Raw genomic sequence first — 15,830 nt, 5'->3', positions numbered from 1 at the left:
GCCTCGCCCGCAGCACAACCCGTATGTGTTACTTCACCCCCACAAGCCGTACGCCGGCATTCCGAATTACTTCCACACGGAGAGGAAAACGGATGCATACTGAATTCAGTGCTGAGCTGATCACCGTGCAGGCCGCGGCGGATCGTCTCGCAGTCAGTCGATGGATGGTGTACCGGCTGATCTGGGACGGACGTGTCAGATCGGTACAGATCGGTAGGTGCCGGCGGATCGTGCGGCAGTCTTTCGACGACTACCTATCCGGCTTGATTGAAGGAGCCGCGTGATGGCTGCAGGTGGGAAAGCACGTCGCAACGCGAACGGCCAGGGCGGCGTGTACCGACGAGGTGATGGGCGCTGGGAGGCGAAAGTCTTCGTCGACACGCCGGACGGACGACGGAAGCGCATCAGCGTCTACGGCGATAGTGAGCGTGCCGCCTTGGACGAACTCGGCAAGGTTCTCGATCAACAGCGACGCGGCATACCCACTGCAACAACGACGTTGACGGTCGCTGAGTACATGACCTACTGGCTAGAGCACATTGCGGAGCCTAGCGTTCGGCGCACGACGTATGCGACCTATGAGGGCGACGTGCGCCTGCACATCATCCCGGGAATTGGCAATCGGAAGCTGAAGTCACTGCAGGCCTCGCATATTCGCGCATGGCTGACCGGATTGCAGACCCGATGCCAATGCTGCGCCCAAGGGAAGGACGCAGCGCGAGGGCGCAAGTCGCAGGCACGGTGCTGCGCTCTCGTGCCTGCCAAGTGCTGCAACGACGCGTTGTCTGCCAGCTCGATTCGCCACATTCTGCGCGTTTTGCGGGCTGCTCTGCAGGATGCGGTCGACGAAGAGATGTTAAGCCGCAACGTCGCCCGACTCGTTCAGTTGCGCGTGACCGATGACCGGAAGGTGCGCTCTTTCACGCGGGCTGAGGCGATGCGCTTTCTCAAGACCGCTGAGACGACGCGACTTTATGCACTGTGGGCAGTCGCGCTGTCGATGGGACTCCGTCGTGGTGAGGCGCTCGGGCTGCAATGGTCCGACGTCGATCTAGACGCTGAGCGGATTACAATCAGGCGAGCGTTGCACCGCGTGGACGGCCAGCTGAAGCTTGAGAACGTCAAAACTGAAGGATCCGTCGCAGTTCTGCCAGTACCTCGGACGCTTGTGCCGATTCTGACTAACCACCGCCGGCGCCAGCTGGAGGAGCGCCTGGCCGCCGGATCAACGTGGCGCGACACGGGACTGGTTTTCACGACCCCTAAGGGCGGCGCGTTGGAGCCGCGCAACGTCAACCGAATGTTCCACAGCCTGTGCGCGAAGGCGGAGGTGCCGCAACTTCGCGTCCACGACCTCCGACACTCGTGCGCCACCCTGCTCTTCACAATGGGAGTTCAGCCGGCGACGGTTCAGAAGATTCTGCGCCACAGCTCAATCACGGTGACGACGGGAACCTATGTCGAGGTCATCGAAGCCGTTCAACGGGATGCTTTGGACTCGATGGGCTCACTGTTCGCCTCCAACAGCCTTGGCGACGAAACCGGGTAGCGTTCGCCTGATGGAATTCAGCGGATACGTTCAGCTTCGAGTCCGTACAAGTCGACCGCAACGACGCGCGATCGAGTGCCGCAAGCCGACGATGACGTTGCCGTTGTCGAAATATCAAAGGTCTCTGGTTACGACGGCAACGGCTGAGACGGAAAAAAGCCGAATCGGCCTTCCCCCGCAACGCCTGTGAAAAATACGTCGGTTGACTCCTTCCGGAGTCCAGATGGTGGATCCATGTTCTCCATGATGATGACCTGCCCACCAACCGACTGCTGAATGTCGTCGTAGAACCGCGCAGCAATGCCGATGTCGAGAACCTCACGATCGACGGCTTCGCCAGGCTTCGGTGGGCGATAGGTCACCAATGGTGAATCCAGAACGACAAATCCAGGGTGTGGAAGATCATTTTCAAAGCAATACTGAGCAAGGCCAATGGTGAAGGCGGAGTGGAGGATTGCGCGAACGCCTTTACCGTGAGCAGAGCGTAATTGATCGCCCGCTATCAGATCCTGCTCATCCCGGTCATAACGGACCTCATCACCATCAGGGACCTGCCACGCGGAAAGCCTCTCACCGATCGCTTTAGAGAAGCGCCGCACAGTACTCCCTCCAGCAAGCCAAAACTGCCGCCCTCGACCCCCCTGGTGAGCGTGACGTCTTCACCAGTCGGCGTCCGAATTCCCAATAGGACTGTGCTGTAGCCCGCGCGCTGCGGAATCTCCCGAAGAGTGGAACCACGAAGCATGAAGTCAATGGCGTCGACAATGAACGACTTCCCTGTGTCAGAGGGACCATGGATGACAGTCGTTCGTGGCCCGAAATCAACCGTCGCTGGAGCCTTGCCGGGCCCCACGAAAGTCAGATGCGTCAGGCTAATGCGGTTTGCCATTGTTCCCGTCCGTATCGGGCCAGTGAAATTCTTCGGACCAGGAATCGAATATCGCCTTTGTCTGCCGTCGCAGATTCGCTTCGTCCAGATCGGGAAAACTTCCCAACACCCATCCGACACGATCGCGCAAGCGATGTGAGTACGACGAGCCCAAGACTCCCACGAAGTGCAGGGCGCCGTCGCCGGCAAGAAACCGCACCCCGTTCATTCCAACCGCAATCTCGGCGAGATGCAGCCTCAGCAGAAGACCAATTCCTGCCTCGATAGATTCACGCTTGGCCGCAATCTCGCCTGCACGGATCGGCAGAGCCGGATGCAGACTTTCAGGGCCACCGACGTCCCTGCTGTGGAGCACGAAGTGATCAAGCAGGACAAGCTGATTCAGGTCGAGTTCAGCTGGGAAGGCCTGGGTCAAGATCATCAACACGCGGATGCCGACCTCCAAAGGGCCGTTCAGCGGCGATTCATTGATGCTTTGCGGCCTCCGACGGTCGCCCGCTGGACCGTTCGGTGCCCGATTGTCGTAGTCATTCATTGCGCGACATCCATTGAATCCGATCGACGTTCGCCAGCTGGTGGCACATGCCCTGTCGATCATCGATCTCGACCACCGAAATCAGACGATGCCGACTCAGATCCAGCTGTCCAACTAGCGAAAGCACACTCGTCAAACGTCTCAGGCCCGTGGCGTGGTGGTCCTCGACTACATCGATAACACCCGAATGAATGTCATCCTGCAATCGCTCAAAAGTCCCCGGCGGCACTGAATCCCGCGCGTACACTCGTAGCGCCTCCGCCTTGTAGAAGTTCTCGCGGTGGCGGCGAAAGCGTTCGCCCACTCTGGGATTTGATGCCACTGATTCGGGTTGGAGGCTTTCCTCGGGGTGTGCTTCGGCGTAAACATCAACCAGTTGTTGTACGTATCTCCGTTCGTGTGTCGCCAAGTCACCGGGAGCTGGCACATGAGCGGGTCGCGGCTGAAGCGCTGTGGCGAATCGGTCGCTGTACCAACAAGTTGTCTTATGCAGTTCAAGCACATCAGTCAGCTCGACGGATCGGAACATCGAGAAATCCGTGACCGACGCCAGTTCCTGAACCGAAGAGACGAGGTCCGACTCAAGGCCCCTCGCGAGGGTGCTGTCGTCGTCGGCCAAGTGGTCGAGGAACTTTTTCCTCAACTTCTGCGGGCTGCTGAGCATCCGACCGCAGTTTGTACTGCAACCGCGGGGAGCCAAGATCTGGTAGCTGTCCGGCAGAACGCACTCTCCGACAACAGTTGCCACGAAGATCTTCAGAATCTCGGGAAGTATGTCTCCTAGGGCGAGAGGTTCTGCATAGTGCTTGCACTGGAAACAGTCCCAAGCACCTTCTAGGCCGTTTGCAGTCTTGAACGCCGCAATGTCCGCGCCCCTGTCACCGGCTCCACCGAACCGCTTGACCTGAACGTAGCCGGATCTCAGGGCATGCACCCATTCAAGGATGAATAGTTCCCATTGGACGTCGTCGTACAGGGAAATGCGTGCCATGGGCGATATTGGTGGCCCGGACAGCGCGACACCAGTCTCTCCATGTAGGGGTTCTGGTATGTCGCGAAGACCACTAGAGGGACCCCCAGGAGCCTGGCTATCTCCGCTCTGAGCTGCGTTCAACCGACTCTTGCCTCCCGGCGGTCAGGATACGACAAGTCGTAGGATCGCCAGCCGAGACACGACATGCCCCGGCCGGGAGGCTCACGGTTCGCGAGCAGGCATCATGCTGCAGCGTGACGGAAATTCGACGATCGGAGCGGGGACGCTGACCGCCGCTGGTTGGTTGGGACCAATGGCATGGCCATCACCCCGCCACACCGCAGGGGCCGTCACGCCGCAGGGGCGGACTGTGTTGACCGACAGCGCCGTGGCGGCCATCCGGGAGCTGATGAGAAGGGGGCGATGCGCTCCTGCTCACGGCTGAGATGAACCGAACTGTCGTCAGAACTGTCGTCAAACGACCTTCTGAGCACTCAATCGAGTGCTGTTTTGCCTGGTGGAGCTAAGGGGATTCGAACCCCTGACCCCCACACTGCCAGTGTGGTGCGCTACCAGCTGCGCCATAGCCCCAGGTGTGCCCACCGAAGTTACACCACCGGTAGGCGCGCTTCAAAATCGCTGGTCAGGGCAGCTCGCCAGCGGCCTCCGGCCCCAGTGGCCGGGGCGGCGTGTGCTCCAACGGCTCACTATCTCGGGTTTCCGGCGCCAGCAGCCACCCGACCGACGCCGCCACCAGGATCAGACCGCTGATCGCGAATGCCCACTCGAACGACAGATGCTGGGCGATCTCGCCCACCCCCAACGAGCCGGCGATCGAGCCGAGATCCGACATCATCTGGAACGTCGCCACCGCCGTCCCCCCGCGCGCCTTACCGATGATGTCGGCCACCGCGGCCTGCTGCGGCGCGGTGAACACCCCGGTGGCCGCCCCGGCGATGAACGCACCGACCAGGAACACCGGCAACGACGTCGCAGCCCCGACCACCGCCGTCGTCAACCCCGACAATCCCAATCCACTGATCAGCAGCGGTCGCCGCCCGGTCCGGTCGGACAGGCGCCCCGACGGGATCACCGCCGCGACATTGCCGGCCGCAAAGGTGGCCAGCGCCGCACCCGCGACCCCGGGCCCGCGGTGCAACGCCTCGGTGATGAACAGCGGCACCAGCGCGACCCGCAACCCGAACGCCGACCAACCGGTCGCGAAGTTCGACAACAGCGCCGCCCGGTACGCCCGATGCCGCAGCGCGACGCGCAGGGTCACCGTCAACTCGTCGGCGGGCGCCGGCGCAGCGAGGTGCGAGTGCCGCAGGTTGATGAACACCACCGCCGCCGCGATCAACAGCGCCGCCCCGTAGATGAGGAAGGGCGCGGCCAGGCCCAGCCCGGCGGTCAGGCTGCCCAACAGCGGACCGGCCACCGACCCGACCAAGAACGCGCTGGAGAACATCCCCGCCACCCGGCCCCGGGCGTTGTGCGGGCTGATCCGGATCATCAGGCCGAGCGCGGAGACGAAGAACATCGTCGATCCGATACCGCCCAGCGCCCGGAACACCAACAGCTGCCAATAGGTATGGGCGAACGCGCAGGCGCCTGTCGACAACGCCACGATCAGCAGGCCGCTGACATAGATGCGCCGCTCCCCCAGTCGCTGCACCAACATTCCGGAGGCCGGCGCGAAGCACAGCCGCATCAACGCGAACGCGGTGATCACGAAAGTCGCGGCGCTGATGCTGACGCCGAAGTTGCGGGCGAACTGCGGCAGCACTGGTGCCACGACGCCATAGCCCAGGGCGATCACCGCGTTGGCGGCAATCAGAACCCAGACTTCCCGCGGAAGCTTGGCTTCGGCTTCCGAGGGACAGTCACCCTCCGCGACAGAACTCACCAGATGACTGTATTAGGACGGCCGCATTGCTCTTCAGCCGCGCAGCCAAGGCGACCCATCGGTGCCGAACGCAAAGCGCCCGTCCTGGGCCACAAGGGGGGTCAAGCAGCCCAGGGCGGGCACCCGGCAGCCGAGAGATGGGGGGTTGCCCTCGAATGCCGTGATCATGATCTAACGTGCCGAATCCCCGTTGTGCCAGTACCTGTCGAAGAATGAGGTGAATACTCATTTATTAGCTATCCACTCATGCGTCAATACGCCGCGAAGATCAGCGGTCGGCCCGGCTCACGAGATGACGGCATTCACCACTTCACGGGCGGCTTCCTGCATCTCCGCCAGGTGCTCTGGGCCTTTGAACGACTCGGCGTAGATCTTGTAGACGTCCTCGGTGCCCGACGGCCGCGCGGCGAACCAGCCGTCGGCGGTGGTCACTTTCAGCCCACCCAGCGAAGCGCCGTTGCCGGGGGCGGTAGTGAGCTTGGCGGTGATCGGCTCGCCGGCCAGCTCGGTGGCGGTGACCTGTTCCGGCGACAGTTTGGCCAGCCGAGCCTTCTGCTCCCGGTTCGCCGGGGCGTCGACGCGGGCATAGACCGGCGCCCCGTACTTGGCGGCCAGTTCGTCGTAGCGCTGCGATGGCGACGACCCGGTGACCGCCTGGATCTCCGATGCCAGCAGCGCCAGGATGATGCCGTCCTTGTCGGTGGTCCACACCGAGCCGTCGCGCCGCAGGAATGATGCGCCTGCCGATTCCTCGCCTCCGAAACCGATTGTGCCGCTGATCAATCCGTCGACGAACCACTTGAAGCCCACCGGTACCTCGATGAGCTTGCGGCCCAGGCCGGCCACCACCCGGTCGATGATCGACGAGCTGACCGCGGTCTTGCCGACCGCCACGCTGGCCGGCCAGTCCGGCCGGTGCGAGTACAGATAGTCGATCGCCACAGCCAGATAGTGGTTGGGGTTCATCAGCCCTGTGTCGGGGGTGACGATGCCGTGCCGATCGGAGTCGGCGTCATTGCCGGTGGCGATCTGATACGACTCGCGGTTGGCGATTAGCGATGCCATGGCGTTGGGCGAGCTGCAGTCCATCCGGATCTTGCCGTCGGTGTCCAGCGTCATGAACCGCCACGTGGCGTCGACCAACGGGTTGACCACGGTCAGGTCGAGGTTGTGCCGCTCGGCGATGGCCGCCCAGTAGTCGACACTGGCCCCGCCCAACGGGTCGGCGCCGATGCGAATCTTCTCGGCGCGGATCGCGTGGATGTCGACAACGTTGGGCAGATCGGTGACGTAGGCGTCCATGTAGTCGTGGCGCTGGGCATGTGAAAGCGCTCGGGCCAGCGGCACCCGCTTCACGTCTTTCAGGCCGCCGCGAAGAATCTCGTTGGCGCGCTTGGCAATCGCGCCGGTGGCATCGGTGTCGGCCGGTCCGCCGTTGGGCGGGTTGTACTTGAATCCGCCGTCGCGCGGCGGGTTGTGCGACGGGGTCACGACGATGCCGTCGGCCAAACCAGAGCTCAGCCCGCGGTTGAACGTCAGGATGGCATGGCTGACCGCGGGAGTCGGGGTGTAGCGGTCGGCCGAATCAATCATCGCGACAACGTCATTGGCGGCCAGCACCTCCAACGCCGACACCCAGGCCGGCTCGGACAGCCCATGGGTGTCGCGGCCGATGAACAACGGCCCGGTGGTGCCCTGCGCGGCCCGGTACTCCACGATCGCCTGGGTGGTGGCCAGGATGTGCGCCTCGTTGAACGCCCCGTCCAAACTGGAGCCACGGTGCCCAGAGGTGCCGAACACCACCTGTTGGTCGATGTTGTCGGGATCGGGGTTCACCGAGTAGTACGCGGTGACCAGATGGGGCAGATCGACGAGGTCTTCGGGAAGCGCCGGCTTGCCGGCGCGGGGGTTAGCCGCCATGGCCCCAATTCTGCCTTTCCTCGGGTGATACTTGCTCGCGGATTTATCGACGGTTAAGGGAGTTGCCCGTGTTCGGTCATGACAACCGAGAACTGGCGGCCGTGTTCGTCGGCGGCGCGGTGGGAACCCTGGCGCGCGCAGTTCTTGCGACCGTCTTCGCCGACGACCCCGCGCGCTGGCCGTGGGCGACGTTCGGGGTCAACATCGTCGGCGCATTCCTGCTGGGCTATTTCACCACCCGCCTGCTCGAGCGCCTGCCGCTGTCGAGCTACCGCCGCCCCTTGCTGGGTACCGGCCTGTGCGGCGGGCTCACGACGTTTTCCACCATGCAGGTCGAGACGCTGAAGATGATCGAGCATCACCATTACGGGTTGGCAGCCGCGTACACCGTGGTCAGCATCGCCGCGGGCCTGTTGGCTGTCTACATCGCGACGGCTCTGGTCCGTCGGGTCAGGATCCGCGCATGACGGTCGCGATCTGGGCCGGGGTGATGGTGATCGGCGGACTGGGTTCGGTGGCCCGGTTCATGGTCGACCGGGCGGTCGCCCGCCGGGCAGCGCGGTCGTTCCCGTTCGGCACCCTGGCGGTCAACATCACCGGTGCCGTGCTGCTCGGTTTCGTCACCGGGCTCACCTTGAGTCACCACGCCGCGCTGCTGGCCGGCACCGCTTTCGTCGGGGCGTACACCACCTTCTCCACCTGGATGCTGGAGACCCAGCGATTGACCGAGGAACGCCAGATCTGGCCTGCCCTGGCCAATCTCGTCGTCAGCGTCGTGCTGGGGGTCGCCGCCGCGCTGCTCGGCCAATGGATTGCGAGCCTGCTGTGAGCGACACCTATCTCAAGCTGACCGCCTTCTTCGGCGAACGTCAGCGCGACGGATCCCGCTTCCTGGCCGAGTCGATGCTCGACCTGTACGCGCAGCGCGAAGTGGCCGACAGTGTGATGCTGCGCGGCATCGCCAGCTTCGGTCCGCGGCACGTCATCCGCAGCGACGAGTCGCTGACGCTGTCCGAGGATCCACCGGTCGCGATCGCCGCCGTCGATACCGCGGAGACGATCGGTGGGCTGATCAACGATGTCGTCACCATGACGCCCCGCGGCCTGATCACCCTGGAGCGGGCCCGGCTCTACACCGGTGAACTACCCGAGGGCGACAACGGGGTCAAGCTCACCATCTATGTCGGGCGCCGGCACCGGATCAACGGTGCGGCCGCGTTCTACGCGGTCTGCGATCTGCTGCACCGCCACCACTTCGCCGGGGCAACCGTGTACCTCGGCGTGGACGGCACCGCCAACGGTCGACGGCGCCGCGCCCGCTTCTTCAGCGGGAACACCGACGTGCCGATCACGATCATCGCCGTCGGGTCGGCCGCGCAGGCACGAAACGCCCTGCCCGAACTCGAGGCGTTGATGGACCAACCGCTGGTGACGCTCGAACGCGTCCAGGTGTGCAAACGCGACGGTGAACTGCTGGCGCGGCCGCCGGCCCTGCCCGCCGTCGATGCGCACGGCCGCGACCTGCGCCAGAAGTTGACGATTCACACCGACGCGGCCACTCACCACGACGGCGTACCGATCCACCGGGCACTGGTGCGACGGCTGTGGGAATCGAAGACCGTCGGCGGCGCTACCGTGCTGCGCGGTATCTGGGGCTTTCACGGTGACCATAAACCACACGGCGACAAGCTGATTCAGTACGGCCGCCAGGTTCCGGTGACGACCATCGTCGTCGACACCCCAGAGGTCATCGCCCAGTGCTTCGACCTCATCGACGGTGTGACCGGTCGACACGGTCTGGTGACCTCCGAGATGGTGCCGGCGCTGCTGCTGCTCGACGGCGACGTTCGCCAGGGCGCGACCGACCTGGCCGACTACCGGTACTGACCGATCAGCTGTCGGCGAGCACCGTCAGCAGGACCACCGAATCGTCGATCGCCTGCAGGCCGTGCCGGTCGCGTGGCACCACCAGCAGATCACCGGCATGACCCTCCCAGGAGTCGTCTGCGGTGGCCAGCCGCACGTGGCCGCGCAGCACCTGGAGCGTGGTCTCCCCTGGCGAATGGTGTTCGCTGAGTTCGTGGCCGCTGGCCAGAGCGATCAGTGTCTGCCGCAGCTGGTGGTCGTGGCCGCCGTGCACGGTGTGCGCGGCGCGACCGCTGTTCGACGAGCGGGCCGCAGCCAGCTGTTCGTCCGCGAGTTGGGTCAGTGAGGTTGATTCCATGACTTCCTCCATCAAATGTTAAGCAGCAGAACGCCACTGAAAAGCAGCGCCACCACCTTGACCACTTCGAACACGACATAGACGTAATGCGCACGCGACCGTCCGGCCTCGGCCTGGCTGGCGTCGGCCAACACCGCGTCCGAACGCCGCGCCAGCGCCGGCCGCACGCCGATCACTTGAGCCAACAGCGCGGCGATGGCCACCGCTACGGCCACCACCCCCGTGCCCGGGGTACCCGCCACCAACGCGACAACCACGATCGCGGCCAGAATCGCTTCGCAGGTGTTGAGAGCCCGGAAGACGAGCCGGCCGATGCCCAGTCCGAGCGGGATGGTGACACCGGGGGCACGGAACTTCAGCGGCGCCTCCAGGAACGAGATGGCCAGCACCATCCCCAGCCAGATGAACACCGCCGCCACCGCCGCCGCACTCCAGTGGTCCACTGCGCTCCCTCACTGCCAATCCGTGGCCAGGTCAGTCACCCATTGCGCGGCCGCCACCGGATCCTGCGGCGGCGAGGCGACCAGCACCAGCTCGTCGATACCCAACTCTGCCAGACGGCCTGCCTCCGGCGCCCGGGGTTCGCGCAGCGCGACCGACAGTCGCAACTCGGCGGGGTCTCGCCCCACCTGCTCACACAACCCCCGCAGCGTCGCGACCTTGGCTGCGACGTCGTCGACGTCGCGCAGGTTGAAGCCGTACCAGCCGTCACCCCACTGCGCGACGCGCCGCAGTGCGGCATCGCTGTTGCCGCCGCACAGGACCGGAATTCGGCGCTGCTGTGGTTTGGGGTGCACCCGGATGCTCGCGAAGGTGGTGAATTCGCCTGTATAGGAGGCGATGTCGTCGCGCCAGATGGTCCGCATCGCGGCAACGTAGTCGGCGGTACGGGCGGCTCGTCGCTCGAAGGGAATTCCGAGGGCTTCGAATTCTTCACGCGACCAACCGATTCCGATGCCGATCGAGAACCGGCCGCCGCTGAGCTTATCGAGGCTGCCCGCCTGCTTGGCGACGATCACCGGGTTGTGTTCAGGCAGCAGCAGGACGCCGGTGGCCAGTCCGATTCTGGACGTGGCGGATGCGGCGAACGCCAGCCCGATCATCGGGTCGATCCAGTCCGCATCGGCGGGCACCGCGATCGTGCCGTCGTCGGAGTACGGGTACGGCGAGTCGGATTCGTCGACCATCACCACGTGCTCGCCCGCCCACAAGGTGGCGAATCCGCTGCGCTCGGCCGCACCGGCCACCGCCCGGATCACCGCAGGCTCGGCGCCGGTGCCGATACCCAGGGCGTGCAACCCGAGCCGCATACTGCGCATCATCGCACGGGTCATGATGGGGGTCATGAACGATAACCCGGTTGCAGTGCTCCAGCGCTGGGAGGACACCGGCGCGCATTGGGCGGTGATCGACCGTCATGCGCATTCGGTCACGGTCGGTCTGTACCGCTGCGACGGCGGCGAGGAAGTCGACCGGTTCAGCTCGAGCGACCCCGCACTCCTGGAGTTTGTGCGGGGTCGCGAGAGCAGTTTCTGACAGACGGCTACAGCTGGATGAATCCGCCGTTCCACCAGACACCCCACGCCGGCAGGTCCGCGTTCCAGACGACGGGCAGCCACGGCGCCCACGGGGGCGGCGGCGGCGCGGGCGGCGCCCAGACCGGGACGACGTCGTCGTAGTCGGCGCGATGTCCCGGCGGAGGCAGGTAGCCCTGGCCGGGCGGCAGCGGGTTGCCGGGCGCGCCGGCATTGACCCCGGGTCCGCCCGGGACCCAGGGCGGTCCGGGGGGACCGTGCGGGTCGGCTTGAGCCAGGCCTGCGCCCACGCTCAGAGTGGTGGCAGCGGCTGCAGCAGCAAGCGCCACCTTGGCAGTCAACTTGGTGATTGTCATGGTGCGAAGGCATGTACCCGGCCAGTGCGCTGCGGTAAACAGGGGGTGATGCGCAGCACGGCGTGGGGCATGGTGATCGGTGTGGCGATGGTGTCCGCCGCGGGCTGCGGCGGAAGCGCGGACACCACGCCCACGCTGACTCCGACCAGCACGTCGACCTCGACGAACGCCACCACCACGGTGGCCGCCGCGCCGGTCCAGCAGCCCCGCACCTGAAATGGGTCGACCTGAACGCCGGTGACTGCCTGTCCGACCCGCCGCCCTCGGATCCCGCGGTGGTGATGGTCGGGGTGGTCGACTGCGCCCGACCCCATCTGGCCGAGGCCTATCTACGGGTGCCGATTCCGGTCAACGCGGCCCTCGACGACGTCGCGAGGCGGGAATGCGCGACGGGCTTGGCGCACTACACCGGCGCCGATCCAGCCGCGGGCCGCTACACCACTACCTACCTCATCGACTCTGTTCAGGACCGGACGTCGGACAACCCCTACCCCAGCACAGTGATCTGCCTGTTGCAGCCCGCAGATGGGCAACCGCTGACCGGCTCGGCACGCCCCTGACCTGCACTGCGACCCGCCCGGGTTGGGTGTGGACGGCCCAGCCGGTAGGGTCGGTGTGTTCTTTAAACGAATACCTAGGTCAAAGCGCGGCCGATCTGAATTTAAGGATCTGATCCCTTCATGCGCTCGCCCTATGATCCACAGGCTTTGAATCCAGCCGGTTTCGCCGGCGCCAGCAATCGACCGATTTCGCTGCTGCTGATCGAGGACGATCAGGGCGACGCGATCCTGGTCGAAGAGTTGATCTCCGAAGCGGGCGCCGACATCTCCGTGGAATGGGCGGCATCGATCGCGATCGCCCAGGACAAGCTGGCCGTCCACCGGCCCGATTGCGTACTGCTGGACCTCAACCTCCCCGACGCCAACGGCATCTCCGCCGTCGACCGCGTCACCAAAATCGACGCCACCCTGCCGATCGTCGTGCTGACCGGGCTCAACGACGAGCACTTCGGAATGTCGGCTATGGCGTCCGGCGCGCAGGATTACCTGGTCAAAGGCCACGTCGAACCCGAGACGCTGCACCGCTCGGTTCTTTACGCAATCGAGCGCAAGCGCACCGAATTGACCGCCGTCGATCTGCACACCGTTCAGCTGCGGGCCCAGGAGAACGCGCGCCTGGAGCGTGCCCTACTTCCCCTGCCGCTGCTGGACGAGAACCCGGGCGTCGAGATCGTCATGCAGTACCGGCCCAGCCGGGAGAACGCGCTGCTGGGCGGCGACTTCTACGACATGGTGCAGACTCCCGACGGCACCGTGCACGTCATGGTCGGTGACGTGGCCGGGCATGGTCCCGACGAGGCGGCCCTGGGCGCGGCACTGCGAATCGGCTGGCGGGCGCTGACCTTCGCCGGCCTGCGCGGCAACGAGCGGATGCGCCGTCTCGAACAGGTCCTGCGCGCCGAGCGCGCGGGTACCGGAATCTTCGCGACGGTGCTCAGCGTGGCGCTGTGGCCCGACTCGCGGGGGTTCACCGCCGTCCGTGCCGGCCACCCGGGAATGCTCCTGCACGGACCGGGCACCGTCGAATGGCTGGAGCCGCCCGCCGGGCCCGCGCTGGGCCTGGGCGCACAGCAATGGCCGCTGAACGAGATGGAGCTGCCGGACGGCCATGGGCTGGTACTGCTGACCGACGGGCTGTTCGAGGGCCACTCGGGGATCGGCGAGCAGCGACTCGGCGAAGAAGGTCTCCTGGAGCTCGCCCGCTCGATCGCCGACCTGCCCGGGCCGGAGTTCGTCGACGGTCTCATCGAAGGGGCCGAAGCGCTGGCCGCCTCGCACGGCGGCATCACCGACGACATCGCGGTCCTACGCGTGCAGCGGACCAGCCGATGAAGGAGGTCGCGGGCACCCGGCTGTCTGGCATGACGGTGCGGGGCTGGCTCAACGTCGTGCTGTTGGTGGTCGGCGTGGTGGTGTTCGGTGGCGCGCTGCTCGGGGCGGTGCTGTTGAACCGGACCGACGAGATGAACCGCCAGCTGGTCGACGAACTCCAACCCATTCGGGTGGCGGCGTATCAGCTGCAGGCAGCACTGCGCGACCAGGAGACCGCGGTGCGCGGATACGTCATCGCAGCCGATCCGCAATTCCTCACGCCGTACTACGACGGGCAGCGCACCGAACAGACTGCCGCGCAATCGATTCGGGACCACGCCAAGGGCCGCTCCCAGATCCTGGACGACCTCGACGCGATCGAGAAGGCCACCGACGCCTGGCGCACCCAGTATGCCGACCCCATGATCGCCGGCGTGGCTCCTGGTTCCCCGAGTGTGGTGACCAAATCCACGGCCGATGCGGGAAAAGCCCAATTCGACACGCTGAGGTCACTTTTCGACACCCAGAACCAGCATCTGTCGACTGCTCGCAACGATGCGCTCCACCAGCTCGACACCGTCAAGAGCTGGCGTGACCGGGTGCTCGCAGCGATGATCGCCGCATTCTTGATCACCGGGCTTGCGATTGCGATTCTGATTCGCAACGCGGTCACCCGCCCTCTGGAAGCGCTGGCCGCCGCATGCCGGCGAATCACGATCGGCAACTTCGCCGAGCAAATCGTTCCCGAGGGCCCCAGAGACATTCGCTCGATTGCCACCGACGTCGAGGACATGCGACGCCGCATCGTCGACGAGTTGGAGGCCTCCAGCCAGGCTCGCGAACAACTGGATGAACAAGCCGCCGAACTGCGCCGGTCCAACGCCGAGTTGGAACAGTTCGCCTACGTCGCCTCCCACGATCTGCAGGAGCCGCTGCGCAAAGTGGCATCGTTCTGCCAATTGCTGGAGAAGCGGTACGGTGATCAGCTCGACGAACGCGGCCAGCAGTACATCGATTTCGCCGTCGACGGCGCCAAGCGGATGCAGGTTCTGATCAACGACCTGCTGACGTTCTCCCGGGTCGGCCGGCTCAACTCCACCCAGGTCAAGGTGAACCTCGATACGGTGCTGGATGCGGCGATTTCCAACGTGGCCACGGCCATCGAGGAGACCGGCGCCGAGATCACCCGCTCCGGCCCGCTCCCCACAGTCATGGGAGACCCGACGCTGCTGACGATGCTGTGGCAGAACCTGGTGAGTAATGCGGTGAAATTCCGCCGCGAGGACGTGCCGCCCCGCATCGCGATCAGCTGCGAAGCCGGTTCCGACGATGACGACGGACAGTGGTTGTTCACCTTTTCGGACAACGGAATCGGCATCGCTGACGAATTCGTCGAGAAGGTATTCGTGATCTTCCAGCGGCTGCACGGCCGGGATGCCTACGCGGGCACCGGAATCGGGCTCGCACTGGTCAAGAAGATCATCGAGCACCATGGCGGCACCATTGCCATCGACACGTCATACGACGGCGGGACCCGTTTCCGCTTCACCCTCCCCGCCATGACCAAACTCGAGCACGAGCCGCAATTGGAAGGAAGCTCTTCATGACCGACGACAGTCGCGCCATCGATGTCCTGCTCATCGAGGACGACCCGGGCGACGAATTGATCACCCGGGAAGCGTTCGAACACAACAAGCTCAAGAACACGCTGCATGTCGTTCACGACGGCGAAGAGGGCTTGGACTATCTCTACCGGCGCGGCCAGTTCGCCGACGCCTCACGACCCGACCTCATCCTGCTCGATCTGAACCTGCCCAAATACGATGGGCGCCAACTGCTGGAGAAGATCAAGTCCGACGACGACCTGAGCACCATCCCGGTGGTGGTGCTCACCACCTCCTCGGCCGAAGAGGACATTCTGCGCAGTTACAAGCTGCACGCGAACGCCTACGTCACCAAGCCGGTGGACCTCGACCAATTCATGAGCGCCGTACGCCAGATCGACGAGTTCTTCGTCCAGGTGGTCCGCCTGCCGGGGGGCGGCCAGAACCGGTGACAGCCGGCGGTCAGCA

19 protein-coding genes, 1 tRNA gene and 1 pseudogene are annotated in these 15,830 nt (G+C 64.9%); 10 read left to right on the top strand and 11 right to left on the bottom strand.

Annotated elements, in window-relative coordinates; genetic code table 11:
- The first annotated feature begins 23 nt into the window (after nt 1-23).
- Together K0O64_RS30290 and K0O64_RS08675 are read left to right on the top strand one after the other, a co-directional pair.
- Nucleotides 24-284, top strand: coding sequence for an excisionase family DNA-binding protein (locus K0O64_RS30290; protein WP_081844992.1), 261 nt, complete (start codon nt 24-26; stop codon nt 282-284).
- Nucleotides 284-1,549 carry a tyrosine-type recombinase/integrase gene (locus K0O64_RS08675; RefSeq protein WP_036345900.1) on the top strand — a complete coding sequence of 422 codons (1,266 nt, stop codon included), beginning with the start codon at nt 284-286 and terminating at the stop codon, nt 1,547-1,549. The genes K0O64_RS30290 and K0O64_RS08675 overlap by 1 nt, the downstream gene beginning before the upstream one ends.
- Before the next feature lie 128 nt (nt 1,550-1,677).
- Here K0O64_RS08675 and K0O64_RS08670 read toward each other — a convergent pair whose 3' ends face one another.
- The 7 genes from K0O64_RS08670 to pgm all read right to left on the bottom strand — a co-directional run bounded on the left by K0O64_RS08670 (nt 1,678) and on the right by pgm (nt 7,772).
- Complete coding sequence (locus tag K0O64_RS08670) at nt 1,678-2,148, bottom strand: hypothetical protein (RefSeq protein WP_125477408.1); 471 nt, start codon at nt 2,146-2,148, stop codon at nt 1,678-1,680.
- The gene (locus tag K0O64_RS30285; RefSeq protein WP_036339737.1) at nt 2,052-2,438 is read right to left on the bottom strand and encodes an ATP-binding protein; all 387 of its coding nucleotides are present in this window, start codon (nt 2,436-2,438) and stop codon (nt 2,052-2,054) included. Before K0O64_RS30285 ends, K0O64_RS08670 begins: the two co-directional genes overlap by 97 nt.
- Nucleotides 2,422-2,973 carry an ABC-three component system middle component 2 gene (locus K0O64_RS08660; RefSeq protein ID WP_051659897.1) on the bottom strand — a complete coding sequence of 184 codons (552 nt, stop codon included), beginning with the start codon at nt 2,971-2,973 and terminating at the stop codon, nt 2,422-2,424. The genes K0O64_RS30285 and K0O64_RS08660 overlap by 17 nt, the downstream gene beginning before the upstream one ends.
- On the bottom strand, nt 2,966-3,964 hold the full coding sequence (locus K0O64_RS08655; protein ID WP_051659898.1) for an ABC-three component system protein: 999 nt from the start codon (nt 3,962-3,964) through the stop codon (nt 2,966-2,968). The genes K0O64_RS08660 and K0O64_RS08655 overlap by 8 nt, the downstream gene beginning before the upstream one ends.
- Before the next feature lie 497 nt (nt 3,965-4,461).
- Nucleotides 4,462-4,537: transfer RNA gene (locus K0O64_RS08650), tRNA-Ala, on the bottom strand.
- Nucleotides 4,538-4,589: 52 nt separating this feature from the next.
- Complete coding sequence (locus tag K0O64_RS08645) at nt 4,590-5,852, bottom strand: MFS transporter (RefSeq protein ID WP_071946745.1); 1,263 nt, start codon at nt 5,850-5,852, stop codon at nt 4,590-4,592.
- A gap of 285 nt (nt 5,853-6,137) precedes the next feature.
- A complete protein-coding gene (gene pgm, locus K0O64_RS08640; RefSeq protein WP_071946747.1) occupies nt 6,138-7,772 on the bottom strand; it encodes a phosphoglucomutase (alpha-D-glucose-1,6-bisphosphate-dependent) in 1,635 nt (544 codons plus the stop codon).
- 68 nt (nt 7,773-7,840) lie between these two features.
- Here pgm and crcB (K0O64_RS08635) point away from each other — a divergent pair, with 68 nt between their 5' ends.
- From crcB (K0O64_RS08635) to K0O64_RS08625, 3 genes are read left to right on the top strand one after another with little or no spacing between them, the layout of a single operon-like run.
- The gene (gene crcB / locus K0O64_RS08635; protein WP_096310765.1) at nt 7,841-8,239 is read left to right on the top strand and encodes a fluoride efflux transporter CrcB; all 399 of its coding nucleotides are present in this window, start codon (nt 7,841-7,843) and stop codon (nt 8,237-8,239) included.
- Nucleotides 8,236-8,601 carry a fluoride efflux transporter CrcB gene (crcB, locus tag K0O64_RS08630; protein ID WP_071946751.1) on the top strand — a complete coding sequence of 122 codons (366 nt, stop codon included), beginning with the start codon at nt 8,236-8,238 and terminating at the stop codon, nt 8,599-8,601. Before crcB (K0O64_RS08635) ends, crcB (K0O64_RS08630) begins: the two co-directional genes overlap by 4 nt.
- Complete coding sequence (locus K0O64_RS08625; protein ID WP_083542686.1) at nt 8,598-9,659, top strand: putative PII-like signaling protein; 1,062 nt, start codon at nt 8,598-8,600, stop codon at nt 9,657-9,659. The genes crcB (K0O64_RS08630) and K0O64_RS08625 overlap by 4 nt, the downstream gene beginning before the upstream one ends.
- Nucleotides 9,660-9,663: 4 nt before the next feature.
- Here K0O64_RS08625 and K0O64_RS08620 read toward each other — a convergent pair whose 3' ends face one another.
- Genes K0O64_RS08620 through K0O64_RS08610 form a run of 3 tightly spaced genes read right to left on the bottom strand, consistent with a single transcriptional unit; the run spans nt 9,664 to nt 11,306 of the window.
- Nucleotides 9,664-9,996, bottom strand: a complete 333-nt coding sequence (locus K0O64_RS08620) for a cupin domain-containing protein (RefSeq protein ID WP_071949998.1) — start codon at nt 9,994-9,996, stop codon at nt 9,664-9,666.
- Between the two features lie 11 nt (nt 9,997-10,007).
- Nucleotides 10,008-10,439 carry a hypothetical protein gene (locus K0O64_RS08615; RefSeq protein ID WP_071946754.1) on the bottom strand — a complete coding sequence of 144 codons (432 nt, stop codon included), beginning with the start codon at nt 10,437-10,439 and terminating at the stop codon, nt 10,008-10,010.
- 9 nt (nt 10,440-10,448) lie between these two features.
- Nucleotides 10,449-11,306 (bottom strand): LLM class F420-dependent oxidoreductase, encoded by an 858-nt coding sequence (locus K0O64_RS08610; protein ID WP_096312756.1) that lies wholly within the window; start codon nt 11,304-11,306, stop codon nt 10,449-10,451.
- 34 nt (nt 11,307-11,340) lie between these two features.
- Here K0O64_RS08610 and K0O64_RS08605 point away from each other — a divergent pair, with 34 nt between their 5' ends.
- The gene (locus K0O64_RS08605; RefSeq protein WP_071946756.1) at nt 11,341-11,532 is read left to right on the top strand and encodes a hypothetical protein; all 192 of its coding nucleotides are present in this window, start codon (nt 11,341-11,343) and stop codon (nt 11,530-11,532) included.
- 7 nt (nt 11,533-11,539) lie between these two features.
- Here K0O64_RS08605 and K0O64_RS08600 read toward each other — a convergent pair whose 3' ends face one another.
- Complete coding sequence (locus tag K0O64_RS08600) at nt 11,540-11,887, bottom strand: hypothetical protein (RefSeq protein WP_071946758.1); 348 nt, start codon at nt 11,885-11,887, stop codon at nt 11,540-11,542.
- 48 nt (nt 11,888-11,935) lie between these two features.
- Between K0O64_RS08600 and K0O64_RS08595 the strand changes: the two are divergent.
- From K0O64_RS08595 to K0O64_RS08580, 4 genes and pseudogenes are all read left to right on the top strand, one after another.
- Nucleotides 11,936-12,447, top strand: a pseudogene (locus K0O64_RS08595) (hypothetical protein).
- 120 nt (nt 12,448-12,567) lie between these two features.
- The gene (locus K0O64_RS08590; protein ID WP_071946764.1) at nt 12,568-13,779 is read left to right on the top strand and encodes a PP2C family protein-serine/threonine phosphatase; all 1,212 of its coding nucleotides are present in this window, start codon (nt 12,568-12,570) and stop codon (nt 13,777-13,779) included.
- Nucleotides 13,776-15,365 (top strand): sensor histidine kinase, encoded by a 1,590-nt coding sequence (locus K0O64_RS08585; protein WP_071946766.1) that lies wholly within the window; start codon nt 13,776-13,778, stop codon nt 15,363-15,365. Before K0O64_RS08590 ends, K0O64_RS08585 begins: the two co-directional genes overlap by 4 nt.
- A complete protein-coding gene (locus tag K0O64_RS08580) occupies nt 15,362-15,814 on the top strand; it encodes a response regulator (protein WP_071946768.1) in 453 nt (150 codons plus the stop codon). The genes K0O64_RS08585 and K0O64_RS08580 overlap by 4 nt, the downstream gene beginning before the upstream one ends.
- Nucleotides 15,815-15,830 lie beyond the last annotated feature (16 nt).

Origin of the sequence: Mycolicibacterium pallens, assembly GCF_019456675.1 — a bacterium.
Taxonomy (GTDB): domain Bacteria; phylum Actinomycetota; class Actinomycetes; order Mycobacteriales; family Mycobacteriaceae; genus Mycobacterium; species Mycobacterium crocinum.
This window is presented reverse-complemented; position numbering and strand designations above follow the sequence as displayed.